24 protein-coding genes and 1 pseudogene are annotated in these 23,330 nt (G+C 63.6%); 9 read left to right on the forward strand and 16 right to left on the reverse strand.

The features are described 5' to 3' along the window. Positions 1-5 precede the first annotated feature (5 nt). Both MSIMFI_RS27810 and MSIMFI_RS27815 read right to left on the reverse strand, forming a co-directional pair. Complete coding sequence (locus MSIMFI_RS27810; RefSeq protein WP_224770079.1) at positions 6-515, reverse strand: carbon-nitrogen hydrolase family protein; 510 nt, start codon at positions 513-515, stop codon at positions 6-8. 99 nt (positions 516-614) lie between these two features. Further along, positions 615-938 carry a nitrilase-related carbon-nitrogen hydrolase gene (locus MSIMFI_RS27815; protein WP_224770080.1) on the reverse strand — a complete coding sequence of 108 codons (324 nt, stop codon included), beginning with the start codon at positions 936-938 and terminating at the stop codon, positions 615-617. A gap of 1,410 nt (positions 939-2,348) precedes the next feature. On the opposite strand from MSIMFI_RS27815, the gene MSIMFI_RS04945 reads away from it, so the two are divergent. Further along, positions 2,349-3,908, forward strand: coding sequence for a MauE/DoxX family redox-associated membrane protein (locus MSIMFI_RS04945; RefSeq protein ID WP_191496359.1), 1,560 nt, complete (start codon positions 2,349-2,351; stop codon positions 3,906-3,908). Positions 3,909-3,953: 45 nt separating this feature from the next. Here the strand turns inward: MSIMFI_RS04945 and MSIMFI_RS04950 are convergent, their stop codons facing one another. The 4 genes from MSIMFI_RS04950 to MSIMFI_RS04965 form a co-directional block, all read right to left on the reverse strand. Next, positions 3,954-4,886: a class I SAM-dependent methyltransferase gene (locus MSIMFI_RS04950; RefSeq protein WP_191498031.1), complete on the reverse strand. Its 933-nt coding sequence runs from the start codon at positions 4,884-4,886 to the stop codon at positions 3,954-3,956. 46 nt (positions 4,887-4,932) lie between these two features. Then, positions 4,933-5,868 (reverse strand): class I SAM-dependent methyltransferase, encoded by a 936-nt coding sequence (locus MSIMFI_RS04955; protein WP_191496360.1) that lies wholly within the window; start codon positions 5,866-5,868, stop codon positions 4,933-4,935. Positions 5,869-5,941: 73 nt separating this feature from the next. Then, complete coding sequence (locus MSIMFI_RS04960; RefSeq protein WP_191496361.1) at positions 5,942-6,577, reverse strand: TetR/AcrR family transcriptional regulator; 636 nt, start codon at positions 6,575-6,577, stop codon at positions 5,942-5,944. 2 nt (positions 6,578-6,579) lie between these two features. Further along, the gene (locus MSIMFI_RS04965) at positions 6,580-7,539 is read right to left on the reverse strand and encodes a pirin family protein (RefSeq protein WP_191496362.1); all 960 of its coding nucleotides are present in this window, start codon (positions 7,537-7,539) and stop codon (positions 6,580-6,582) included. Positions 7,540-7,633: 94 nt separating this feature from the next. Here MSIMFI_RS04965 and MSIMFI_RS04970 point away from each other — a divergent pair, with 94 nt between their 5' ends. Beyond that, entirely contained in the window at positions 7,634-9,052 is a 1,419-nt protein-coding gene (locus MSIMFI_RS04970) for a chloride channel protein (RefSeq protein ID WP_191496363.1), read from the forward strand. A 13-nt stretch (positions 9,053-9,065) separates the two neighbouring features. Here the strand turns inward: MSIMFI_RS04970 and MSIMFI_RS04975 are convergent, their stop codons facing one another. Then, positions 9,066-9,968 carry a DNA-3-methyladenine glycosylase family protein gene (locus MSIMFI_RS04975; RefSeq protein WP_191496364.1) on the reverse strand — a complete coding sequence of 301 codons (903 nt, stop codon included), beginning with the start codon at positions 9,966-9,968 and terminating at the stop codon, positions 9,066-9,068. A gap of 79 nt (positions 9,969-10,047) precedes the next feature. Here MSIMFI_RS04975 and MSIMFI_RS04980 point away from each other — a divergent pair, with 79 nt between their 5' ends. After that, positions 10,048-10,458, forward strand: a complete 411-nt coding sequence (locus MSIMFI_RS04980) for a nuclear transport factor 2 family protein (RefSeq protein ID WP_186241125.1) — start codon at positions 10,048-10,050, stop codon at positions 10,456-10,458. On the opposite strand, the gene MSIMFI_RS04985 is transcribed toward MSIMFI_RS04980, so the two are convergent. From MSIMFI_RS04985 to MSIMFI_RS05000, 4 genes are read right to left on the reverse strand one after another with little or no spacing between them, the layout of a single operon-like run. Continuing rightward, positions 10,442-10,819, reverse strand: a complete 378-nt coding sequence (locus MSIMFI_RS04985; protein WP_186241124.1) for a DUF427 domain-containing protein — start codon at positions 10,817-10,819, stop codon at positions 10,442-10,444. The genes MSIMFI_RS04980 and MSIMFI_RS04985 overlap by 17 nt on opposite strands. A gap of 25 nt (positions 10,820-10,844) precedes the next feature. Continuing rightward, complete coding sequence (locus tag MSIMFI_RS04990) at positions 10,845-11,630, reverse strand: class I SAM-dependent methyltransferase (RefSeq protein WP_191498032.1); 786 nt, start codon at positions 11,628-11,630, stop codon at positions 10,845-10,847. 52 nt (positions 11,631-11,682) lie between these two features. Then, positions 11,683-12,723, reverse strand: coding sequence for an NAD-dependent epimerase/dehydratase family protein (locus MSIMFI_RS04995; RefSeq protein ID WP_191496365.1), 1,041 nt, complete (start codon positions 12,721-12,723; stop codon positions 11,683-11,685). Further along, entirely contained in the window at positions 12,720-13,226 is a 507-nt protein-coding gene (locus MSIMFI_RS05000) for a nuclear transport factor 2 family protein (protein ID WP_191496366.1), read from the reverse strand. Before MSIMFI_RS05000 ends, MSIMFI_RS04995 begins: the two co-directional genes overlap by 4 nt. 39 nt (positions 13,227-13,265) lie before the next feature. On the opposite strand from MSIMFI_RS05000, the gene msrA reads away from it, so the two are divergent. Beyond that, positions 13,266-13,781, forward strand: coding sequence for a peptide-methionine (S)-S-oxide reductase MsrA (gene msrA / locus MSIMFI_RS05005; RefSeq protein ID WP_191496367.1), 516 nt, complete (start codon positions 13,266-13,268; stop codon positions 13,779-13,781). On the opposite strand, the gene MSIMFI_RS05010 is transcribed toward msrA, so the two are convergent. Next, positions 13,775-15,103, reverse strand: a complete 1,329-nt coding sequence (locus MSIMFI_RS05010; protein ID WP_191496368.1) for a cytochrome P450 — start codon at positions 15,101-15,103, stop codon at positions 13,775-13,777. The two genes, msrA and MSIMFI_RS05010, sit on opposite strands and share 7 nt — an antisense overlap. A gap of 114 nt (positions 15,104-15,217) precedes the next feature. On the opposite strand from MSIMFI_RS05010, the gene MSIMFI_RS05015 reads away from it, so the two are divergent. Next, entirely contained in the window at positions 15,218-15,823 is a 606-nt protein-coding gene (locus MSIMFI_RS05015) for a TetR/AcrR family transcriptional regulator (RefSeq protein WP_191496369.1), read from the forward strand. Between the two features lie 41 nt (positions 15,824-15,864). Next, positions 15,865-16,077, forward strand: coding sequence for a TOBE domain-containing protein (locus tag MSIMFI_RS05020; protein WP_191496370.1), 213 nt, complete (start codon positions 15,865-15,867; stop codon positions 16,075-16,077). Positions 16,078-16,096: 19 nt separating this feature from the next. Here MSIMFI_RS05020 and MSIMFI_RS05025 read toward each other — a convergent pair whose 3' ends face one another. Further along, a complete protein-coding gene (locus MSIMFI_RS05025; RefSeq protein WP_191496371.1) occupies positions 16,097-16,987 on the reverse strand; it encodes an alpha/beta fold hydrolase in 891 nt (296 codons plus the stop codon). 10 nt (positions 16,988-16,997) lie between these two features. After that, complete coding sequence (locus MSIMFI_RS05030; RefSeq protein ID WP_191498033.1) at positions 16,998-18,161, reverse strand: sulfotransferase family protein; 1,164 nt, start codon at positions 18,159-18,161, stop codon at positions 16,998-17,000. Positions 18,162-18,258: 97 nt separating this feature from the next. Between MSIMFI_RS05030 and MSIMFI_RS05035 the strand changes: the two genes are divergently transcribed. From MSIMFI_RS05035 to MSIMFI_RS27820, 3 genes and pseudogenes are all read left to right on the forward strand, one after another. Further along, on the forward strand, positions 18,259-18,834 hold the full coding sequence (locus tag MSIMFI_RS05035; protein WP_191496372.1) for a TetR/AcrR family transcriptional regulator: 576 nt from the start codon (positions 18,259-18,261) through the stop codon (positions 18,832-18,834). Continuing rightward, on the forward strand, positions 18,831-19,952 hold the full coding sequence (locus MSIMFI_RS05040; protein WP_191496373.1) for a DUF1214 domain-containing protein: 1,122 nt from the start codon (positions 18,831-18,833) through the stop codon (positions 19,950-19,952). The genes MSIMFI_RS05035 and MSIMFI_RS05040 overlap by 4 nt, the downstream gene beginning before the upstream one ends. Positions 19,953-20,093: 141 nt before the next feature. Further along, a pseudogene (locus MSIMFI_RS27820) lies at positions 20,094-20,708 on the forward strand (PPE family protein); the annotation flags it as partial. A 329-nt stretch (positions 20,709-21,037) separates the two neighbouring features. Here MSIMFI_RS27820 and MSIMFI_RS05050 read toward each other — a convergent pair. Next, complete coding sequence (locus MSIMFI_RS05050; RefSeq protein WP_191496375.1) at positions 21,038-22,150, reverse strand: fatty acid desaturase family protein; 1,113 nt, start codon at positions 22,148-22,150, stop codon at positions 21,038-21,040. 81 nt (positions 22,151-22,231) lie between these two features. Then, entirely contained in the window at positions 22,232-23,317 is a 1,086-nt protein-coding gene (locus MSIMFI_RS05055) for a ferredoxin reductase (protein ID WP_191496376.1), read from the reverse strand. Positions 23,318-23,330: the final 13 nt, after the last annotated feature.

Here is a 23,330-nt window from a genome sequence, read left to right on the forward strand (position 1 = left end):
GGGCGTCAACCATGCGAGGGCGCCTTCCAAATGCCAAGTTCATGCATCAGCTGGACCTGCCGATCGATGACCTCTTGTTTGTAGTCGACGTGCCTTCCTGGGATGCGATGCGCATAAAGATTTTTGGGATAAATGGGCCGCTCATAAATTATCTGTGCCAATTCCGAGCGAATGTCTTTAAGCCAGTTTGTGACTTGCGCATTCTCGCGATGGTGACGCAGCGCCTCGATATTGATGACGCCAGTAACAAAAGTCGAGTTGTTAGAAAAAGGTTGTCGACCGATAATCGCACCACGATAGTCGACGATCATTGACTGACCGCCCTCGGCGTCGATGGGAACCGGGGTCTCAGGGTACAAATAATAGCCGCTCATGTTAGGCGCAACGATATACATGTTATTCTCTAGGGCTCGCGCTTTGTTCGAAATTTCAAAGAAATCGTGCTGGGTGAATGGTGCGGGTAGTGATGCGCGATAGACCACTTCGGCCCCCGTTAAGCGCGAGGCCGCGGCCATTTTCAGGGTAGTTACCCTCCATCGCCATCATGACCCCAAGTCGTCCGATTGGGGTATCGGTGACCGGCCAGAATGCCTGCAGTGTTCGACCGTACCTATCTATCCACCAATCGAACACATCATGGGAGACACCGATCGTTCACAAGGTAACAGGGCAGAGATCTTGTAGTGCTTGAGAACGATTGCGCCGTCAGGATCGATAAGAAAGCCAACGTTGAAGAATCGATTTGGCCAATCTTCATGGCGCGCCTTGGCCTGAGCCATGATAAACACATTCCAGGTACGTGCCAGTTGACCAAGCCGGTCGGTTTCCGGGCCGCGAATGTCGATCGCACAGGTATTTGCGAACTCGGCATGATCGACGTCAAGAATCTCGTCGTTGAATCCCTGTAAGCCACCTTCAGGGATGGCAATAAGGCGCACGGGAATATCTAGATTTGCCAGCTAAAAGGCCGCTTTCATAAGGCCTCCGATATGATCGAGATTGTTAGTGATGTCGGCACGGCTGCGGATCCCCCAAAAATTGGGTACCAAACCGACCACCGTGTAAGGTTCAATCATCGCCAACCTCCTTCATCTCCTTCATCAAGACGGCCCGCCTGGACTTCGGAGGCGGCTACAGCCCCGCCACGCAGCACGCTCAGCTCCAAGCAAATACCAAACCGCTACGGTTTCACGGACGGCCAGCGCCAGCTACCCAGCTAGCTGGGTAGCGTATGGCGATATTCGTCGGTAGTCATGGTCCGGCGCGATGGGAGTTGGTCGGCATCTCCCGACGTAACCGTGGATGCGCCGGCCTGAGATTTTTGGCCGCAATACCGTGTCCTGCTTGCGTTTTGGACTGCAGCCACAGGGCTGCGACCTATTATCCACGGACACAACGAATCTCGTGTCCAGCCAGACCTACGACCCTATTACTCGGCCACCAGAACTGGGAACTAGTGCCACATTGGCCAGCGGCGAGACCGGGTCGACGCTATTCGACTTCCCACTCGACGATATGCTGCGGGCTCCGAGTGCGCAGCGTTGATCTAGATCATTAACCAAACCTGACGAATTAGCGTGCCAAAAGCCATATTTGAATCTATAGCGCCAGAGCCGAAGCAACTCAACCTCTTGGGCAAGCGTTGGGTACCCGGTAGCCCGGTATCGAATTGATACCGGGCTCGGTGTGCTGACCGTGGACGCGTTGTAACGCCGCCTTCGACGTCGGCATTACGGGTCCCGCATAGCCACGCGACTGTCCCCCGACTGGGGGATGTTGCAATGCCCGCTGCCAGGGATTCGCATTGCATCCTCGCCGTCTATGTTCAAAGAACGCCAGTAACGGAAGGAGGTGATTACATGCCCCACGAACTTCTGTTTGCCGAGATCGAGTCACCTTACACACTTCCCGGCTTCGAGGTCATCGCTTCCCAGAGCATGGTCGACTGAGGCAGGCTCTGCTGTTGAGCGACAACGCTAGTGGAGATCCACCATCGCAGCTACCTTGCGGGTCTCGAGCGACCAAGCGCCCTAACTCTTTTGAATCGCCGGCAAGAGTTACGAACCGTTCCAGCGGTCGCATAGTGCCTTGACCTTCGGCTGGGGTCGGCGTCGAGATCGAGTGTGAACTCACGGCTTTCAGTGTGTGTCCAGGGCGGGATCCGCCCCGGTTTTCGCGCCCGGAATTCACTCTCAAAGGCCAGCATTCACACCGGATCGACTCGCCCGCTGCGCACGTCGGTGCCCCACACCACCTGTTGTCCCCCGATCGGGGGACATAGCCCCCCTGCTGCCAGGGATTTCGGAGGTCACCCAACGCCGTTATGTTGTGTTTGCAAAGCACGATCAGTGACGACTCGCCCCGGTTCGAGTTGGGTCGAGTGTGGGGGCCAGCGCATCTGCGCTGTGCTCATCAAGACCGGAGGTGAGCGGCAAATGATGATGTTGGCAGCGCGAATTCTTCTGGGAGGAATATTCGCGATCGCCGCGGTGGCGAAGCTGTCAGATACGGACGGCGTGCGCCGGGCGGTCGTGGCATTCGGTGTGCCTAGACCCGTGGCCGCGATTTTAGGACCGATGATCATTGCAATGGAATTCGGTGTCGTGCTACTGCAAGCGGGGCCATGGCCTTATGAAAGTGCAGTCCTCGCATTACTGATGCTGACGGGATTCAGCGCGGCAGTCTTGGTGAACCTCGCCCGCGGCCGACGCCTGGACTGCCACTGCTTCGGGCGGCTGTCGTCGGGGACGACCGGATGGCCGACCCTCGCCAGGAACGGATGCCTCGCGTCGCTCGCCGCGTTCGTGGCACTCAACGGTCATGTGCGGTGGCCTCTAACGACTTTCGCAGTCGTCATGCTTGCCCTGTGGATCGTCCCTGCCGCATACCGACGCTGGAGGACACGCGCGGGCGCCACCGCGTCAGGCCTGGCGCTGCCGGACCAGACGGGGCAAATGTGGACGTTGGCCAGACTGTCGCAAGCGCACCGGCCGGTTGTGCTCATCTTCAGTCAGCCCGGCTGCGGCGCATGCGAGGCGTTGCTGCCAGAGGTGGACCAATGGCAACATGACCTGGACGAGCGCGTCACCGTCGTCCTGATCAGCGGCGGCCCTGCCAATCACGGTGTGCCGCTAGAACTTGTCGATGAGCGGCGAACGACGTTCGCCGCCTACGGCATTACCGCCACACCCAGCGCGGTGCTCATCGACGACGGTCGAAGGCTGGCCGCGGCGAGCGGTGCGCCGGCCATCAGGGACCTCGTCGAGCGGGCGGCACAGGTCTCCGGGGAGTCCAGGTTCACGCGCAGGAGACTACTGCGCAACGCCTCACTCGGCCTGGCTTCCGCCGGGGTCCTTCCGGCCGTCGCCGCCTGCGACAACAGTGCCAACACCTCACCTTCGGATGTCAATGCCCTGGAGGTTGACGGCGCTTGGATATGCAATCAAAGCTTCGCGCTGTGCACGACTGCGCCATGTGTTCCGTCCGCAACTGATCCCAACATCTCGGTGTGCGATTGCGTTGTTGTCAATGGCCATTCGGTCGGTTTCACGTCCTGCCCCGAGCGGGCTCAGTCGGGAACCAAAGTGCGGTCGGCGTTTTCGACGGTGAACGTCAACCCCAACTTCGGCGTGTTGAGTTGTCCCTCAGGAGTGCCTTGGGCGAATTGTCTTGACGTGGAGTGTGAAATCGATCCCACCAACCCAGCCCGGGCGAAATGCCAATGCATCACGGTGAAGACTGGCGAGTCGTTGACCTTCGGCGGCGGGTGCGACACCGCCACCTGTACATCGACGATATGGTCGGCCGCGACGCCCGATCTGCCAGGCAGCGCGCAATACAAAAAAGGCATGAAGAAGCTCGGTCAGCCAGTCAACTTCCCCAAGACCTGTCCCGCGCCACACCGGTAGGCCAACGCCAAGGTCAACGAGCCACCGCGTTCCTGGTACGCGCCGTTACAACCGCTCTGCGGTCACAAACTCGGCGAACGCTTCCTTGTCATCGGCCATCGGCACGCCGTCGATCCAGCGACCCACCCGGCGCATTTCGTCACGCGCGTTTTGCGCCGCCGCGCGCCAACCGTGGCCGTTGAGCCAGTCGGCAACAACCGCTCGGTCCTGGTCATGGTAGATCAACTCCTGCACATCGACGGTCTGTTCCAAGCCGAGCACATCGGCCACCCTCTTGAACCGCTCGCGCATTTCTTGGCGCCGCTCCTCGCCGTGCAGCGGCGAGGTTTCGACCGCGATCCGGCTGCCTGTCGCGCTCAGCTCACCGACCTGTGTGAACAGCCGGTCTTGCGCGTCGGCGGGCAAATACATCAAAAGCCCCTCGGCCAACCAGGCGGTGCGCGCTGCCGGGTCGAAGCCCGCCGCACACAGCGCACCCGGCCAGTCCTGACGTAGGTCGATGGGCACCTCACGCCGGTCGGCCGCGGGCGTCACGCCGTTTTTCGCCAGCGTCGTGGACTTATAAGCAAGCACCTTCGGCTGATCGATCTCATACACGGTGGTGCCCACCGGCCAGTCGAGCCGGTACGCGCGGGAATCCAGTCCCGACGCCAGGATCACAATCTGGCGGACTCCGTCGGCGACCGCGTTGTTGAAGAATGTGTCGAAGAAGTTTGTCCGCACCGCCTGATAGCTGCGCATGTGCTGGACGATCGCCGCCGTGTCGGTGTCGATAGCTTCCACCTTGGCCACCATCGACTGATCGAGCATGGCTTCCCATATGACGCCCGCACCGGCGTTGGTGACCAGCAGTTTGGCGTACGGGTCGCGGATCAACGGGTCGGGCCGGTCGGTTTCGACAGCTCGGGCAGCCGCCACCATAACGGCGGTGGTGCCGACACTGGTCCTGATGTCCCAGGTGTCGTCATGGGTGCGCATTGTGCTCATCGCATACTCCCGCTCTGTTGCGAACGCCTAACTCTGTTCAGTCGAACGGCCCGCCGAGACGCGCTCGCAGCAGCGTGCTGCGCACGGCCTCGTCGGCCAGGTCTTCAGGTACCGGCCGGCCCAGTCGGGCCATCTCCTCGCGGTTGCTCACGCTGCGCACCCGCCAGCCATGGTCAGCAAGCCACTCAGCGGCATCCGAACGGTCGGGCTCGTGGTAGGTCAGCGCTTCCACGTCGATATCCAGCCCTAGCCGCTCCCGCATCCGACGCCAACGCCCGGTATTGCCATTGGTTTTCATGTTGAACGCCTCGACGGCGACCTGACTGCCGGCCGCACTCAGCGAGTTGATCATCTCAAACAGCCGGTCGGCAGCATCGCTGGGCAAGTAGGGCAGCAGACCCTCGGCCAGCCACGCGGTCGGTTGGGTGCGATCAAATCCGGCGCTCGTCAGCGCACCCGGCCAGTCGTCGCGCAAATCCACCGCGACCGCACATCGTTTCGCCGCGGGAACCGCTCCCTGCGATCCCAAGATTTCGGTCTTGTAATCCAGCACTTTAGGCTGGTCGATCTCGTAAACCACTGTGCCCGAAGGCCAATCGAGGCGGTAAGCCCGGGAGTCCAAACCAGCGGCGAGGATCACCACTTGCCGGATGCCTGCCTTACCCGCGGCGTTGAAGTACTCGTCGAAGAAGTGCGTGCGCACCGCCTGGTAGTCGCAGCCGAGTCGATGCACCCGTTGACCATGCGGGTCGCCCTCGAGCCAGGCAACTTCGGCGTCGGCCAGCCGGGCCCAGATCGGACCGGCCGAGGAAACCAGCAGTTCGGCGAACTCGTCACGAATCAGCGGGTTGGCTCCGGCGGTTTCCACTGCACGCGACGCGGCGACCCCCAACGCGGTCGCGCCAACGCTTTCGGTGATTGACCAGGTGTCACCGGCGGTGCGCAACGAAGGCAAGTCGTCGAGTTGTGTCATTTCTCGACCATGCTACCTAATAAGTTAGGCAATCTATACGCTTTGTGCGCGACGTCACCGGCGCGGGCGCGGGTTAGGCGTTGGACCGCCAGACCCTGCCGCCCAGCACCCGCCGCAACATGTCGATGAGGGCGGCCATTTCTTCGGCACTCCGCACGTAACCTGCATAGAATCCGACGCCACAGAGTACGACGAGCAATGTCTCGACCAGTGCGGGTACATCGATATCGGCGACGACTTCACCGCGTTCGATCGCATCATTGACGGCCAATGTCAGAAATTCCCGGCTCACCAGAACGGCGTCGTTTTCGGTCTGGCTCAATTCCGGATGGCGCTGAGATTCGAGGACGTTGGTAATCAGGAACGCGGATGCGGACGGATACTCGGAATTAGCCTTCATCGCGACAGCGATGAACACCGCCAACCGTCCCATAAGCGTCGTCTCACGCCGTGCCTCGTCGATACCGGCCGTCATGACGAGTTCGTTGGTGCGCTCAACCACCTCCCGATACAGCGCCCGCTTGCTTGGGAAGTAGTGATTAATCGCCGGCCTCGTCAGATCCGCCCGTATCGCGATCGCCTGGAAGGTCGCCCCGTCGTAGCCACGTTCGCTGAAGACTTGACGAGCGGCACGCAAAATGCGCCTCCGCGTCTCGTCTGCCTTCGCCGCTGGGGGACGCCCCGGGCCGCGACTGGCCGTAACCCGCATTTTTAAAGTGTGCCATCACGATGGTGCGGCATCAGTGCGTTCGGCGGGATGCTACGGAACTTCCCAGTTTGGTAGTCCTCGATCGCCTCGATCACTTCGGCTCGAGTGTTCATGACGAAGGGTCCGTAGTGAAAAATCGGCTCCCGAATCGGTTGTCCGCCAAGGATCAGCACGTCAAGAGTCGACTGGGCAGCGATGGTGATTCGGTCGCCGGGCCCCAAAACGGCGAGCTGCCCGTGCCGAATCGGATGTCCCGCCGGACCGACAGATCCCTGTCCGGACAACACGTAAACCAGCGCATTGAAATCACGCCGCCACGGAATGTTAAGCCGCGCAGCGCTTTCGATCGTCGCGTGCGCCAGCGTGATCGGCGTGTGGGTGACCCCCGGCCCGCGGTGGCCGTCGATCTCACCGGCGATGATGCGGACCAGCGCGCCGCCGTCGTCGGAAGCGATCAACCTGGCGTGGCACCCTTCGATGGCCTGGTACCGAGGTGAGGTGAACTTGTCGCGCCTCGGCAGATTCACCCAGAGCTGTACGCCATGAAATGTTCCTCCGCTATTTACCATCTCGACGGGTGGCGTTTCGATATGTATAATGCCGGCTCCCGCGGTCATCCACTGCGTGGCACCGTCCGCGATCAGGCCGCCGCCGCCGTGCGAATCCTGGTGCGCGAGCTTGCCGTCGATCATGTAGGTGACGGTTTCGAAGCCACGGTGCGGATGCCAGTCGGTGCCCTTGGGGTCGCCGGGCTGGTACTCCACCTCACCCATCTGGTCCATGTGGACAAAGGGATCCAGGGCTGCGGCGCTAACCCCGGCGAAGGCCCTTACCACCGGGAAGCCCAGGCCTTCATATCCTCGGGGACCGGTGGTGATCGATCGGACCGGGCGCTCGATGTCAGCGGGATTGGCCGATCCCACCCGCGGCAACGTCAGCGTGTCTGCGGTGACAGCAGGCATGTTTACCTCCTTGCTACAGTCATCCGTATAACCGGACCTCGGTCCGGTTATTCCCCGTTGTTTAGGATGGCCGGGTGTTCGTCAGGCCCACGCAATGACCCCACCCTTCGATACCGAGGGAGCCGCCGGCGGACGATTCGGTGCATCGATCAGAAGCGCGGGTTACCTACGCAAGTGGTTCCTGCTGGGTATCACGATCGGCGTCATCGCGGGCCTGGGAGCGGTGCTCTTCTACCTCGCACTGCGATACACCGGCGAATTTCTGCTCGGCTACCTGGCGGGATACCACATCCCCAGGCCCGTTGGGGAGGGCGGCGGTAGTCGCGGGTCGGCCGGCTTCATCCGGCCGTGGGCGGTTCCGTTGGTGACGACGGGAGGTGCCCTGCTGTCGGCGGTCATCGTGGCCAAGTTCGCCCCGGAGGCCACCGGTCACGGCACCGACGAGGCGATCGAGGCGGTACACGGCGACCCTCGCGCCATTCGTGGCCGCGCTGTGCTGGTGAAGATGGTGGCCAGCGCGCTGACCATCGGCTCTGGCGGATCGGGTGGCCGCGAGGGGCCTACCGCGCAGATCTCGGCCGGCTTCAGCTCCTTGCTGACCCGCCGGCTCGGCGTGTCCGACGAGGACGGTCGGACCGCAGTGGCATTGGGTATCGGCGCGGGCATCGGCGCCATCTTCGCCGCACCACTTGGCGGGGCGGTACTGGCCGCGTCGATCGCCTACCGCGACGACTTCGACTACCGCATCCTGCTGCCCGGTTTCATCACCTCGGGGACGGCGTATGCGGTGCTCGGCTCATTCTTGGGATTCGACCCGCTGTTCGGCTACATCGACGCCGAGTATCGCTTCGAAAGAGCATGGCCGCTGTTGTGGTTCGTCGTCCTCGGTCTGATCGCCGCGGCCGTGGGCTATCTGTATGCACGAATCTTCCACGCCTCGGTGGCGCTGACCCACCGGCTTCCCGGCGGGCCCGTCATCAAGCCGACGATCGGCGGACTCTTGGTCGGCCTGTTGGGGCTGCTGATCCCCCAGGTCCTGAGCAGTGGCTATGGCTGGGCGCAGCTGGCCGCCGATCGCGGATCGCTGATGACGATTCCGTTGTGGATCATCATCGTCCTGCCCATCGCCAAGATCGTTGCCACGTCGCTGTCAATCGGTACCGGCGGATCCGGCGGGTTGTTCGGGCCCGGAATCGTTATCGGCGCCTTCGTGGGGGCCGCGGTCTGGCGCCTGGGCGAGCTGACCGCGCTGCCGGGGGTGCCGGACGAGCCGGGGATCTTCGTCGTGGTCGGGATGATGGCGTGTTTTGGGAGCGTCGCGCGTGCGCCGCTGGCAATCATGATCATGGTTGCGGAGATGACCGGCTCGTTCTCGGTGGTACCCGGAGCGATCATCGCCGTCGGCATCGCGTCGCTGCTGATGTCGCGAACCAACGTCACCATCTACGAAGCGCAGCGGCTGAACCGGGAGACCGCCGCGGCCGAACGCAGACGTGAGGCCGGAGCCTCGTGACCCACTCGCTCGGTTAGAGCGAGCTGATCTTCTGCACCGGCAGCCGGGGACCACGCCGCGGTTCGTAGGCCAGACCGCTGGCTTCAAGCAACCGCACCACCCGATGGCGATGGGGACGCATCGGTTCCAGCAGCTCAAGCATGCCCGCGTCGTCGACCGGACGGCCGAGCAATGTCCAGCCGACCATTTTCGGAATGTGGTAGTCGCCCACAGACACCGCATCGGCATCGCCGAAGGCACGTTGCAAGGTCTCGGCCGCGGTCCACGCTCCCACTCCCGGCACTGACGTGAGCGCCTCGCGTGCCTGCGCCGCCGGCAGCGCTACCAGCCGCTCCAGCGACGCCGCCCGTTGCGCGCAGCCCACCACCGTCTGGGCACGCCTCGGGTCAACGTTGGCACGGTGGAACTCCCAGGACGGGATGCGTCGCCATACCTCGGGCGAGGGTGGCACCCGCATCCCGTCCGGCGCGGGCCCCGGGGCCGGCGTCCCGTACTTGGTCACCAGCGCTCGCCACGACCGAAAGGCGTCGGCGCCGGGCACGCGTTGCTCGATGACCGCCGGAATCAAAGCTTCCAGCACCTGCCCGGTGCGGCCCAGCCGCAACTGCGGAAGCCGCCGGTGCGCGGCGGCCACCGTCGGATCCTGCGGCACGAAATCCGAGGCGTCGTCGTCGGCGCCCAGCATCGCGGGGAGCATGTCGAGGAACTCCTCGGCACCACTGCCCCACGCAATGCAGTCGGCCCTATCAGGTGCCGCCCGGCCGATCCGGGCGGTCACGGGCCCGGTGGACAGCAGGCTGGTCCGCCAGATGGTGCCGTCGCCGGGGACCCGGAAGCACGGATCGCCGCGGCCGCGGCGCAGCGGCGCCAACGCATGACCGAAGGCGGCCGCCCCGGGGAAGGTGACCGTGCGCATGCTCTTCAACCCGATAACTCCGCTGGATGGTCCATCAAATTGACCACAAACTATCTCGCGAGCCAGGATGGCGGTTGTGATGACGCCGTTCGACGACCCGCAGGCCGAACTGGCATGGATGTTCATGCAAAGCATGTGCGAGGGCGGAGACCTTGACGAGGGCTTCGCACTGCTCAGCGACGACTTCACCTACTGGAGCATCGTCACCCGCGAGGCCCACGACAAGCAGACGCTGCGCCGGGCGGTCGAGCGGCGCAAGAAGGTCTTCGAGGTCAACATCGAGCTGCGCCGCTGCGTCAACGAAGGCGAAACCGTAGTGGTAGAGGGGCATTGTGACGGCCTGACCACCGACGGCGCCCGATACGACAGCCCGTTCGTCTTCATCTTCGATACCCGCGACGGCATGATCGTGTCATTGCGCGAATACAGCGATACTCAGTCGTTGGCGCAGGTGTACCCGGAGGCCGGCACTGCTAGTGGGTCACCCTGATCTCAGCCTTGTCGGGGTAAAACGCCACGTGGCCGGCGATCGCTGCGACGGCGGGATACGGCTGTTCGTATGTCCAGATCACGTCATTGACGGTGTCGCCGGCCGCAGTGGTCACGCTGTAGTAGCTGGCTTCTCCCTTAAACGGGCAGTAGGTGCTGGTGTCGGTGCGGGTCAGCACATCCTGGACTACATCGCCTAGTGGAATGTATTGCACCGGCGGCAACGTGGCCTCCTGCAATTGCAGGGCCGCGGATGTGTCTGCAACGAGTTCGCCTTTGACGCGAACCTGTACCCGCCCGTGGGTGGGCTCGATGGTGATCGGGTGTCCTGCGTTGGGTTCTAAGACTTTGCGGTGGCTCATGTTTAGCTGCAACGCCAGTCGGCATTCAACATTCCCGACCGAACGCGTAGCGGTGGTATTGCGCCATGGTCCGCAATGCCGGCACCGCCGCCATCACCCGGCCCATCCAGCGAACTGACGGCGACACGAGGGCAAACGTGTCGCTGTCGAACACCGACTGCCACACCAACAGACGCACGCCGGGCACCTCGTCGATGATGTCGTCGGGACCGTTGATCCCCCAGTGCAACCTCGATCCGGAGCGGCGCACCACCGAGTTGATCACCTGCGTCCGGATCCCGAACGTATTGAACGCGTCGAACTGCAGCTCACCCACGCCGAATCGATCCACGACGCGGCGCAGCAGCGCCAGCCCGTCGTCCTTTGTCAGATACATCGTCAGGCCCTCACCGATGAACAGTGTGGGACGGCCGGCCGGAATCTCGGCCAGCCAGTGTGGGTCGGTCACCGACGCCGGAACCATCCGGTAGCTGTCGCGGCCGGGGTACACCCGTTCGCGCAGCCCGATCACGTCCGGGTAGTCGATGTCGTACCACCGCACACCCGCGGGCGGATCGAGCCGATACACCCGGGCATCCAGACCACAGCCCACGTGCAACACCGTCGCTTCGTCGTGTGCGGCTAGGAACTGACGCGTCCAGTTGTCGAAATGCGCGGTGCGGATCGCTACCGAAGGCGCCCGTCGGGGCGTGATCGTCGTTGCGTCCCAGTCGTAATCGATGCGCGCCACGGCGGCCTTCGCGTACTCATCCCGCAGAATCGATCGGGGAGCGTCGGCATCGACCGCCCTGGCGTACAGCGTCGCAAGCATGGTCTGGGGCGGTCCGGTGAGGTCAACATGAACGCGTTCCACTCCCGCGAGCTTATTCGGATCGGCTGACCGTGCTAGTTCTGCCGGTCTTGCGCATCGCGGCCCAGAATCGGGCGGCCTCGCGGATCGATTCCTCGACCGGGCGTGGCTGCCAGCCCAATTCGCGGACGGCCTTGCTGTGGTCGACATCGGCCTCGGAGCGCATCATTCGCACCGACTGGAGGCTGAGTTCGGCATCTTTTCCGGAAAGCCGCGCCCTCAGGCTGCCCAGCGCACCCAGGGCATACAGCACGGGTACCGAGATCGACCGTCGCGGCGGTGGCACACCGGCCTCGTCGGCCGCAATCCGCACGACGTCTTTCAACGGCATCATGCGCTCGGAGATGAGGTACTTCTCGCCGTTACGTCCCCGTTCGGCGGCCAGAATCATTGCCCGGGCGGCATCGTCGACACCGACGACTTCCAGCTGGATGCCGTTCATCTGAAATGGGAGCTTGCCGAAGACGGCGCCGGCAATGAAGGCGCCGTGCGGGGTGCGGCCCCAGTCGCCGTTGCCGTAGGTCGTTGAGACACACATGGCAACGGCCGGCAGGCCGAACTTGGCGACGTACTCCATCACCAGATCCTCGGCCTGAACGCGGGATTGGACGTAGGGACTCACCCGGCGGACGTCGACCACGTCGTCCTCGGTGGCCACGTGCCCATGCCGGCGCCCCACCGTCGCGTAGGTGCTGGTGAAGACGAATCTGCGCAAGTTGGCGGCTATCGGTTTTTCGATGGCAACGTCAAGGACGTTGCGCAGACCTGCCACGTTGGTGCGAAATAGCGGTGACGGGTCACGCAGCCATGCGCGGGTGTCGACGACGCAGTAGTACACGTCATCGCAACCGTCCATTGCCTCGCGGACGGTGGCGGTGTCGAACACGTCGCCATGGAAACGGGTGCATCGGGTGGGTTCCAGGTCGTCGATGGCGCGGGTATTGGCTTTGGGCCGCACCATCACCCGCACATCGTTGCCGGCGTCAATGAGCTGGCGGGTCACATGTGACCCGAGGAAGCCGTTGGCGCCTATGACTAGCTTGGGTGCGCTCATTGAGTTCCTCCGTACTGCTGCATCCAACGCGCCGCGTCGTCGTCAAGCGTGCCCAGCGCCCGCGCCGTGCGACACCACTTCATGCCCGCCTTCACGAAGCGCAGTGGGTTGTAGATGTCTTCTTGGCGGCACCAGTGGCCCTCGCCTGCATAGGTGATGATCGAGATGTTGGTCGCGCTAATCACGCTGCCGTCGCCGGGGTCGCGCATCGGGTTGTCCAGTTCCATGATGATCCGCCCGGTAGGTTCGTCGATGACCGACCACAACGACGGAAACGCCACCATGTGACTGCCCGGAAAGGTCGTCATCGTTCGCTGAATCCAGTCGCGCACCTGCTCGCGTCCACGCATGGTGCCCGCCGCATGCTCGATGTACTCGACATCGGGGCTGTAGTGCTCAACCCACGCATCCCAGTCTCGTGTCTCGGCGGCCCGGGCGACGGTGTCCTCGAACCTTTGGAAGGCCGTGGACAGTTCGCTTCGGGAGAATTGCGGGCCGCTCACGCGCCGTTACACCTCACGGCCGGAGTGTAGCCTGGGCCCATGGCTGAGAACCAAAGGGCGATTCTGGCCGGCGGCTGCTTCTGGGGAATGCAGGAACTGATTCGCAAGCAGCCCGGCGTGGTCTCGACCCGTGTCGGCTACAGCGGCGGCGATGTACCCCATGCGACGTACCGCGATCACGGCACACACGCCGAGGCTGTCGAGATCGTCTACGACCCCACGGTCACCGACTACCGGGCGTTGCTGGAGTTCTTCTTCCAAATCCATGACCCGACGACGAAGGACCGCCAAGGCAACGACCGTGGGACCAGCTACCGGTCAGCGATCTTCTACATCGACGACGAGCAAAAACGGATCGCGCTGGATACCATCGCCGATATCGAGGCCTCAGGCCTGTGGCCCGGCAAGGTCGTGACCGAGGTCAGTCCGGCCGGGGATTTCTGGGAGGCCGAACCCGAGCACCAGGACTACCTGCAGCGCTACCCCAACGGATACACCTGCCACTTCGTTCGTCCCGGCTGGAAGCTGCCCCGCCGGGCCACCGCGGATCAATAGCGCCGGCGAACGACTACCCGTCCTCCGTACTTTGGAATGGTGGCAACGCCGCGGCAGTGCAGTGGCTCGTCCGGAGCAGTCGTGGTCTCGATTATGAAGTGGCGCAACACCGTTCGCAGCACCACATCCATTTCCATGTTGGCGAACGCCGCCCCGACACAACGACGGGTCCCGCCGCCGAAGGGGACCCACGCGAACGCGGACGGCTTGCCGCCGATGTAGCGCTGCGGGTCGAAGCGCTCCGGGTTGGGAAAGACGTCGGGGTTGTCGTGGATGTGCGCGATGTTGACGATGATCGAGTCTCCGCGCGGAATCACCCACTCGCCAAGCTGATACACCTCTGGGTAGACGCGCCGAGCCGCGAAATCGATGACGGTCCGGGACCGCTGGACTTCCAGGATCGCCGCCTGGCGCAACTCGCTGCCGCCGCTATCCACCTCTTCGACCAACGCCGCCAGCACATCGGGGTGACGTGTCAATCGCTCGAAGGCCCATGCCAGCGTGGCCGCGGTGGTTTCGTGTCCGGCGGCCAGCAGGGTGAGCAGCTCGTCACCAATGTCCTTGCGGGACATGACCGAACCATCCTCGTAGGTGCTGCGCAGCATCAGTGCCAGCACGTCGGTCCGATCGGCGAAGTTTGGGTCTGACCGTTCGTAGTCGATCAGCCTGTCGATGACGAGGTCGTACTTTCGTCGATACTCGGCAAGCCGGCCCCAAGGGCCGAAACGGCCATAGTTTCGTTTGGGTTTCGGCATTGCCGCCAATCGAGAGCCCAGCGTGACCCACGGCGGGATGAGCCGGCGCAACTCGTCGAGTTCAGCGCCGTCGGCTCCGAAGATCGCGCGCAGGATGGCGTTGAGGGTGATGTGGTTCATCGACGGCAACGTCGGGAAAGATTGGCCCTCAGGCCAATTCGCGGTCTCGCGCAGAGTTTCCGCCTCGATGATGGCCTCATAGTACTTCATGCTCTTGCCGTGGAACGGCGGCGCCAACAGCCGCCGCCGGCGGCGGTGATCGTCGCCGTCGAGCGCGAAGACCGAGCCTGACCCGAACAACCGGCTCAGATTTGGCTGAATGTTGCCGAGACTGTCCGGGCTGGTGGTGAAGACCTGCTTGGCCAACTGCGGTTCGCCGACCACCACAATGCGGCCGTACATCGGGATGTTCAGCGTAAAGGAGTTGCCGTAGCGGCGTGCCAGCCGTGGCATCATGCCCCGCCGTGACATCGCGAAGGCCAAGCCTTGGAGCAGCTTCGGGATTCGGACCGCCGGAGGCAGGTTGACGGCGGGCAGCGCTGGCGTCTCGGTGACTGCTTGGCTCATGCGGGTATGACTCCCAACGTCCGGTCTGGTACTGCGACGTACCGCTAGCCTTTCCACGGTACGGTACTCTGTGGTACCAAGCCTGACAAGCGTTTCGCCGGAAGGGGGACAGTCGTGACGGCACTGGCTGGTGACGCGATTCAGGTTGAGCTCGATCCGTTTCGGCGTCGGCTGCTCGACGGCCTTACCGACTCCATTCGGGAGCGCGGCTACGGCGCCACCACCGTGGCCGACATCGTCCGCCACGCGCGCACGTCAAAGCGCACGTTCTACGACCAGTTCGCCAGCAAGCAGCAGTGCTTTCTGGAACTGCTACAGGTCGAGATCGAGGTCATGGCCGGAGACATCCGGAGGGCGGTTGATCCCGAGGCTGATTGGCACGACCAGATTCGTCAGGCTGTCGAGGGTTACGTCGGCAATATCGAGTCGCGGCCGGCCATCACGCTGAGCTGGATTCGCGAGCTTCCGTCCATAGGCGACGTCGCGCGTCCCGTGCAGCGTCAGGGGCTGGAGCTTCTGACGAGCCTTTTGATCGATCTGAGCGGCAGCCCAGGTTTTCGGCGCGCCAATCTGCCGCCCCTGACCGCGCCGCTGGCGGTGATCCTGGTGGGCGGTCTACGCGAGCTAGTCGCACTGGCCGTAGAGGATGGCAGACCGGTCCGCGACATCGTCGAACCGGCGGTGGACGCGTCGATCGCGTTGCTCGGCCCGCGTCACTAGGCTTCGATTGCCAGAACCGTCGAGCACTGGAGGACCGTGCTATGCGCCTTTCGACCCGGAACCAGCTCAGGGGCACCATCACCGAAGTCAACCTGGGCAGCGTCATGGCCATCGTGAAGGTTCGACTCGACGGCGGGGACCAGGTGATCACGTCCTCGATCACCAAAGATGCCGCGGTTGACCTGGGCCTTGCGGTCGGTCAGCCCGCGACGGTGTTCATCAAGTCGACCGAAGTGACGATCGGCGTCGAGTAGGCCGACGGCGCCCGCGAGGTCAAGCCTCGAGGCGAAGGAACGCGCGCACCCGGTCCAATACCAGATCGGGGCGCTGCTCGACGATCCAGTGGCCAACGCCGTCGACCAATTCGACCTCGAAATCGGTTATGCGGTCGGCGTATCCGTCGGTCAGATCGGGCGTGATCACCGGGTCCTTGGTGCCGGTCAGCCAACGGACCGGTACTTCGACGCGAGCGTCGTCAAATTCGCCGCGCACCCAGCGCAGCATTTCCGTGGTCTGAAAGCTGCGATACCACCGCGAACCGGCCTCCGCGTGTCCCGGTTGGCGTAAGCATTCGACGTACATGCGCACATCGTCGTCTGGCACCGAGAACCCGCCGCCGACCCATGACGCCAGCATTCGGAAGTAGCGGGCCTTGGGATCGCTGATCATCCGCGGACCGATAACCGGCAGCGACATCGGGATTTGATACCAGAACCGCCAGAGGTTGCGGATCGCCGACAGGTCGCGCTTCACCCAGGGCGCCACGGTATTCACGCCGAAGAAGCCGGTGACCTTTTCCGGATGGCGCAACATCATGATGAAGGCCACCGGTCCACCCCAGTCATGGGCCACCAGCTTGACCGTTACGACACCCAAGTGATCCAGAACCGCGGCCAGATCTTCGGCCATTTCGCTTTTCAGGTATCGCGAGCGGGGCGCCGAACTCCAGCCCGCGCCGCGCAGGTCGGGACACAACACCCGGTAGCCGTCGGCGGCCAGCGGACCGATCAGCTCGTGCCACTCCCACCAGTTCTCGGGGAAGCCGTGCACCAACATCACCGCGGGACCATCGGGCGGGCCGGCGTCTGCCACATGGATCGTGACACCATCCCCTACATCGATGTACTTGTGCTCGACGCCTTCTAGGGCAGGCAAAGCGGTCATATTGAGAAGGCTATGCCAGGAACCGTTCGACATACGGCGCGAACCGGGCACGCAGGTCGTCCTCGTCGAGCCCGAACATCGCGCACGATGTTTCGACGCTTCCCAGTCGGCCGCGTCGGTGGCCCGACAGATAGCCGGCGATCGCTGTGCGTACGTCTTCGGTGAACGGTTCGCCCGCCAGGGCGTACACCTGCTCGGCAACACCGAATTCGTTGACCATGAAGTCGCCGAACCGGACATCGATCGAGCGGTCCGGGCCGATGGTGTCCCGGTCGCGGACCAGGGCGGTAAGCATCGTTTCAAGACGGTCGATCCAGTAAACCGCGATCGGTTCGACCGGCACCGGGCAGCGATGCATGCGGGCGGAGTAGGTGATCATCGCGATCATCGACAGCGCAACCGGCACCGGGTCGCGGTGCGTGAACACGACGATGCTGTCGGGGAAGACACGATCGAGTACCGGCACCTGCTCGAGGTGCTGGGGCGACTTGAGCAGCCAGCGCCGCCCCCCGCGCAGGAACTGCATCGCTTTGAGTTGCCGGGCGAGGTATTCGTAGTGGGGCGTCTGGTCGTGGGCTTGGTAGTAATCCCGCCAGCGCGGCACGTCGGCGAGTGTCTCCAGCAGCATCGTGGAGACATCGTTGGCCAGCAGCTGGATCTCTTCGTGGACGTGATCGGTGGTCATCTCATGCATGAGCCGAAAGTGCGGCATCACGGTGTCGATCACGCCGACCGCGACGTCCGTCCGCGTCCGCCGCGGATCCGGTTGGACGCCAACCTCATTCGGCAACGGAAAGGGCTCGACGCTTTCCCAGTACGGCATGGTGCGGAAGGTGGGCGGCGTCGCCAGCAGGTTGTGCAGATGGGTGGTTCCGGTGCGCGGTAGGCCGGCGATCACCACTGGCGATCGCAGCTCGATGTCGTCGATCTCGGGGTGGCGGCGCAGCAGGTCGGTCAGCAGCAGCCGGTTCTTGAGCAACTGCAGCAGTTGCGCAAAGAAGTTGACCGCGCCGGCATCGTGCAGCCCGTCGATGTCCCGCAGCGCGGCGAGGTAGACGTTGAGTCGCTCTCGGTAGTCTCCCGGACCGAAATCGTGCAGACCGGTGTCGGCACTGGCCCTGGCATGCAGCGCGTCGGCATCCAGCGGGCACTCCGGTGCCATCGCGGCCATCATGTCGAGGATTTGCCGGGCCTCGGCGCTGAATCGGGGCTGAGCGAGGTCGTCCAGGCGGACTTGTGTCACGAGGACTTATGTTACTTTGAGTTACGTAATGGTAGTTGATTTTGGCAGACCTCGTGACCCACGTATCGACGGCGCGGTGCTTCGGGCGACGGTTGAGCTGCTCGCCGAAACCGGATATCCGGGCCTTTCGGTCGCCGCTATTGCCGAGCGAGCCGGGACCAGCAAGCCCGCGATCTACCGGCGCTGGCCGAGCAAAGCGCACCTCGTGCACGAGGCGGTGTTCCCGATTGGCTCCGCAACCGAAATCCCCGATACCGGATCGTTGCGCGAGGACCTGCGCGAGATGGTCTGCCGCACAATGGCTTTCCTGACCACCCCGGCCGCCAGGGCGGCCCTGCCGGGGCTGGTCGGCGAGATGGCGGCAGCCCCGACACTGCATTCAGCGCTCTTGGAGCGGTTCGCAGGCATCTTCGCCGGTGGCCTTGCCGAGTGGCTGCAGCAGGCCGCGGCATCGGACGAGATCCGATCAGACGTGACCGCCACCGAATTGGCCGAAGGGATTGCCGGACTCACCTTAATTGCCCTGCTCACCCGCGCCACCGAACTCGATGACACCTGGGTCGATCGCACAACCACATTGCTCCTGAAAGGAATTGGCGCATGACGCACGAATCGACTGCCGCTTGGAAGGAACTACTCGAAACCCTTGGCGCCCTTGATCGCTCGTTCTTGGTAGGCGACCGCGCAGTGACCGACGACCGGCACATTGCCGACGGCTACCGGATGCTCGCCACCACCCTCGGCGTGGCCTTCGACACCTACCTGTTCGCCGAACCGGGTCGGCCACAGTTCGTGGCGGTGAACACGCCGTTTCGTCGCGACCGCCGGTGGGGCGGCGACAACACCGACGCCTATTACTTCATGTGCCCGGTCGATCCGCAGCGGCGGTACCGCATCAGTGGCAATAAGGGTGACAGCGTGTATTTCTCGGTGACCGCCTACAACGAACCATCGCCCGGCGCATGGTCGGACCGGATCGTTGCGCTTGTCCGTGACACCGATCTCGACGTAGACGCCGACGGTAACTTCAGCTTCGAATTCCCGCCTGGGGAACTCGAGCCTGACGCCGCCGTGCTGATGACCCGTGACTACCAAGCCGATCCCCTGACCGGCCGCCCGGTCACCTGGCACATCGAGGCGCTCGACGAACCGGAGCCGATACGACACGGCGACGCGGAGACCGCGGCACGCCTGCGGGCGACCGCCGCCTGGATGCGCACCATGTTCGCCATATTGCCGCTTGCAGTCGGAACCCGGGTCGACGACAAGCACACGCTAGGGCACGAAACCAATTACGCGGCAAACCAATTCGCCGAACCCTACCAAGTGCCCGACGCCAACTTCGGTTGGTCGGCGCGCGACGCCTGCTACTCCTACGGCAGCTTCGTGCTCGAGGACGACGAAGCGCTGGTCATCACGCACCGACCGCCGGCGTGCAGATTCTGGAATCTGGTGGTCTGGAATCAGTTCATGGCCACCTACGGCGCCTCGGAGGGCCCCGATGCCCGGTGTTCCATCAACGGCCATAGCGCGGTGCTCAATAGTGACGGCTCCGTGACGGTCGTCTTGTCCCGTGGGATGACGACACACCCCAATTCACTTACGGCACTGGACTATCCGCGTGGCAACCTCGCGTTCCGGTGGTTCCTCGCCGACGCGGTACCGGCGCGGCCCGAGGTCCAGCTCGTGAAGGTGTCGGACGCGCCAACCGACGTGCACTAACCAGCGGCGTTAACGACCATTTGTTCACCGCTCGGTAAAGCGAATCGCGTCCACCTAGCAAAAGTGCTGTGACATACTCTCGTCGGGTTTGGCGAATGATCGGGACATTCGCGGTAAGCGTTGGACTACGCGGGAGCAAGTGTGAACTTTTTGGTAATGCCGCCTGAACTCAACTCGTTATCGATGTACACCGGCGCCGGGTCGACCCCGATGCTGCAGGCCGCTTGGGCGTGGGACGGGTTAGCCGCCGAATTGGGGTCCGCTGCGACCTCATTTACCTCGCTGACTTCGGGGTTGACTGATCAGGCGTGGCAGGGTCCAACCTCTCAGGCGATGGCGGCAGCGGCGGCTCCATACGCAGGTTGGTTGAGCGCCGCGGCGGCTCACGCGGACAATGCGGCCCAGCAGGCCCGCACGGTCGTGGGTGTCTTCGAGGCGGCACAAGCATCCGTCGTCCATCCGCTGGCCGTCGCAGCCAACCGCAATGGCCTTGTGGGGTTGGTCATGTCCAACTTCTTCGGCCAGAACGCCCCTGCGATCGCGGCAGCGGAGTCCGTCTACGAGGAGATGTGGGCTCAAGATGTCAGCGCGATGCTCGGCTATCATGCCGGAGCGTCGCAGGCGGCGGCGGCTTTGACGCCGTTGGGAGTCATCGCGGGCAAGCGCGATCCTTTCGCTGTCCTAGCGAAAATCATCAAAGACGCTGCCAAACAAGCAGACAACTTCAGGCTGGGCAACAGGGTCAAGTCCAATCTGACCCCCGACCGCGACATATTCGCATCGATTAAGCGCGTGGAACAGCGGGGCCAAAATCTCGCGAAGAAGGCGGAAAACCTCGCCTCGCAGTTGGAGCACGCAGTGCGCAACGGCCGCACAATCGTCCGCAACGGGCGGACCTTCATCCTCCACGGAGAGGATGTCCTCGTCAAAAACGCAACGGGCGGCTTTGATCGCTATGTTCGAGCGTCAGAGCGGCTCCGTAGGGCGCTGGGCTTGTAACGCGGCGACCAGAGGTATTGCGCTAGACCCCGCGGACCAGCTAGATGGGCCCTTGTCCCCGCTGGGCCGGTGCCGCGCCCGCCAGATTACGGGGCCACAAGCTCTTGTTGGACTCGCTTGCCGCTCCCGGCATTCCGCAGGGTTGACCACGAGTCCGGAAAGGTCAGCTTGACGATCTTGCGGACGACGGTGCCGAACTGCCGCGGCAGCGGGCCCTTGTTGTACGGGATCCCGTAACGCTCGCAGATCTGTTCCACCTCGGGTGCGATCTCGGCGTACCTACGGGCCGGCATGTCTGGGAAGAGGTGGTGCTCGATCTGGTGCGAAAGGTTGCCCGACAACAGGTGGAAGACCTTGCCGCCGGTCAGATTCGCCGAGCCGAGGACCTGGCGGAAGTACCACATGCCGCGCGACTCGTCCTTGGTCTCTTCGACGGTGAACTCCTGGGTGCCGTCCGGGAAGTGGCCGCAGAAAATGATCATGTATGACCAGACGTTGCGCATCAGATTGGCCGACAGGTTGCCGGCGAACACGAACGGCGCAAACGGACCGGCCAACAAGGGGAACGCGACGTAGTCCTTGAGCGTCTGTCGGCGCGTCTTCTTCCAGATGGCCTTTAACGTCTCGCGCTTGTCACGTAGCTTGATCTCGCCGGAGCGAATGCGCTCGCTTTCCAGCTCGTGCAGCGCAACGCCGTACTGGAACAGCACCATCAGCAGGAAGGCGTAGACCGGGTTGCCCAGAAAATACGGAGTCCACCGCTGGTCTTCGCTCATCCGCAGGATGCCGTAGCCGATGTCGCGGTCCATCCCCACGATGTTGGTGTGGGTGTGGTGCATGTAGTTGTGCGAGTGCCGCCACTGGTCGGCCGGGCAGGCGGTGTCCCACTCGAACGAGCGGCCGGAGATCGCCGGGTCACGCATCCAGTCGTACTGACCGTGCATGACGTTGTGGCCTATCTCCATGTTGTCCAGAATCTTGGCGACCCCGAGCATCGCGGTACCCAATAGCCAAGCCGGCGGCAGGAATAGCAGCACGCGTCCACCTACTTCTAAGGCCCGCTGGCTCTTGATGACGCGACGGATGTAGTCGGCATCTTGTTCGCCGAGGTCGGCCATCACGCGTTCCTTGATGGCGTCAAGTTCGCGGCCGAAGGCGTCGGCCTGTTCGGGGGTCAGGGTAATCGTGTTGTGTGTCATGACTTTCCTTTCACCGCGACTGTGAATATCGCGACGCGACACGCCGTGCGGCCGTCGCCAGATTCACAGTCGCGTTTGGGTTTAGAGGGATAGATCGACGTCGCCGACCGGGACAGATACACAGATCTGCACGTCCTCGTCGGGTCCGGTCGAGACGGCGCCGGTGATCAGGTTGCGCACGGCGCCGGCGGTCTTTCGCCGTGTGCAGGTGTGACAAATGCCCATTCGGCAGCCGTTCTCCGGCTTCAGACCAGCCGATTCGGCCTGCTCCAATAGCGGGCGACCGTCGTCGGCGACGTCAATCCCGCTGTCGGCGAACGTGACTCGTCCTCCCGACGGATTCGCCGGCGGCTCGAACACCGGCGGCACGAAGCTCTCGGTGTGCACGTTGTCGCAGTGTTTCTGCACGGCCTCGACCAAAGCTGTCGGCCCGCAGACGAACACCGCATCCGGCGCCGGCATGGCCGCGGCCAGGTGTTCGGCGCCGAAGCGGCCCACAAGGTCACCGGCATCCGAGCGGGTGTAGCCGTGCAGCACCCGCACGCCGGGCCGGCCATGCAGGGCGGCAAGTTCCTCGCGGTAGCATGCCTCGGCGGCACAGCGCGCGTAGTGCACGAACGCAATCTCACCGGCGTGGCGCTCGGCAAGCAGGGTGCGCAGCATCGCCATGACGGGCGTGATACCGCTGCCGCCGGAGACGAAGAGAATGCGCCTCGGGCCCCTCCCAGATGGGCCCAGCGCCGGCAACACGAAGTCGCCGCCGACGCCGTCCAGGCCGACCACCATGCCTCGGCCAGCCCGCTCATACAGGTAGTTCGAGACCAGCCCGCCTTCGTGGTGGCCGATCGTCAGCTCAAGGTGGGTGCTGCCTTCGCTGTTGGCCGGTGAGTAGCACCGCGTGTGCCGGCGACCGTCGATCTCGACCGTGAGGTTGACGTACTGCCCGGCCTTGACGCTGTGGGCGGCCGTGAATGTGTCGTTGGGCACGAGGGTGAGGGTGACGCTGCGCGGCGTCGTCCGTCGCACGTCGACGACCTTGGCGCGGCCCTCACCTAGCGTCCACGTGGGCGCCACCAGCTCGGTGTAGCGATCCACGCCGTGGGGTCCGGTAAGCAAGTCGACTAGGTTGGAACCCAGGACTCGCTTCTTCAAAGTTTGAGTGAACATATGTACACAGTGC

This window comes from Mycobacterium simulans, assembly GCF_900232995.1.
In the GTDB taxonomy this organism is placed as follows: Bacteria; Actinomycetota; Actinomycetes; order Mycobacteriales; family Mycobacteriaceae; genus Mycobacterium; species Mycobacterium simulans.

Bases quoted from the DNA above. Each gene is read 5' to 3' on its own strand.
- MSIMFI_RS27810 (WP_224770079.1), bottom strand. From the start codon at position 515: ATGGCCGCGGCCTCGCGCTTAACGGGGGCCGAAGTGGTCTATCGCGCA.
- MSIMFI_RS04950 (WP_191498031.1), bottom strand. From the start codon at position 4,886: ATGCGCACCCATGACGACACCTGGGACATCAGGACCAGTGTCGGCACC.
- MSIMFI_RS04955 (WP_191496360.1), bottom strand. From the start codon at position 5,868: ATGACACAACTCGACGACTTGCCTTCGTTGCGCACCGCCGGTGACACC.
- MSIMFI_RS04960 (WP_191496361.1), bottom strand. From the start codon at position 6,577: ATGCGGGTTACGGCCAGTCGCGGCCCGGGGCGTCCCCCAGCGGCGAAG.
- MSIMFI_RS04965 (WP_191496362.1), bottom strand. From the start codon at position 7,539: ATGCCTGCTGTCACCGCAGACACGCTGACGTTGCCGCGGGTGGGATCG.
- MSIMFI_RS04970 (WP_191496363.1), top strand. From the start codon at position 7,634: ATGACCCCACCCTTCGATACCGAGGGAGCCGCCGGCGGACGATTCGGT.
- MSIMFI_RS04975 (WP_191496364.1), bottom strand. From the start codon at position 9,968: ATGCGCACGGTCACCTTCCCCGGGGCGGCCGCCTTCGGTCATGCGTTG.
- MSIMFI_RS04980 (WP_186241125.1), top strand. From the start codon at position 10,048: ATGACGCCGTTCGACGACCCGCAGGCCGAACTGGCATGGATGTTCATG.
- MSIMFI_RS04985 (WP_186241124.1), bottom strand. From the start codon at position 10,819: ATGAGCCACCGCAAAGTCTTAGAACCCAACGCAGGACACCCGATCACC.
- MSIMFI_RS04990 (WP_191498032.1), bottom strand. From the start codon at position 11,630: ATGCTTGCGACGCTGTACGCCAGGGCGGTCGATGCCGACGCTCCCCGA.
- MSIMFI_RS04995 (WP_191496365.1), bottom strand. From the start codon at position 12,723: ATGAGCGCACCCAAGCTAGTCATAGGCGCCAACGGCTTCCTCGGGTCA.
- msrA (WP_191496367.1), top strand. From the start codon at position 13,266: ATGGCTGAGAACCAAAGGGCGATTCTGGCCGGCGGCTGCTTCTGGGGA.
- MSIMFI_RS05010 (WP_191496368.1), bottom strand. From the start codon at position 15,103: ATGAGCCAAGCAGTCACCGAGACGCCAGCGCTGCCCGCCGTCAACCTG.
- MSIMFI_RS05020 (WP_191496370.1), top strand. From the start codon at position 15,865: ATGCGCCTTTCGACCCGGAACCAGCTCAGGGGCACCATCACCGAAGTC.
- MSIMFI_RS05025 (WP_191496371.1), bottom strand. From the start codon at position 16,987: ATGACCGCTTTGCCTGCCCTAGAAGGCGTCGAGCACAAGTACATCGAT.
- MSIMFI_RS05030 (WP_191498033.1), bottom strand. From the start codon at position 18,161: ATGATGGCCGCGATGGCACCGGAGTGCCCGCTGGATGCCGACGCGCTG.
- MSIMFI_RS05035 (WP_191496372.1), top strand. From the start codon at position 18,259: ATGGTAGTTGATTTTGGCAGACCTCGTGACCCACGTATCGACGGCGCG.
- MSIMFI_RS05040 (WP_191496373.1), top strand. From the start codon at position 18,831: ATGACGCACGAATCGACTGCCGCTTGGAAGGAACTACTCGAAACCCTT.
- MSIMFI_RS05050 (WP_191496375.1), bottom strand. From the start codon at position 22,150: ATGACACACAACACGATTACCCTGACCCCCGAACAGGCCGACGCCTTC.
- MSIMFI_RS05055 (WP_191496376.1), bottom strand. From the start codon at position 23,317: ATGTTCACTCAAACTTTGAAGAAGCGAGTCCTGGGTTCCAACCTAGTC.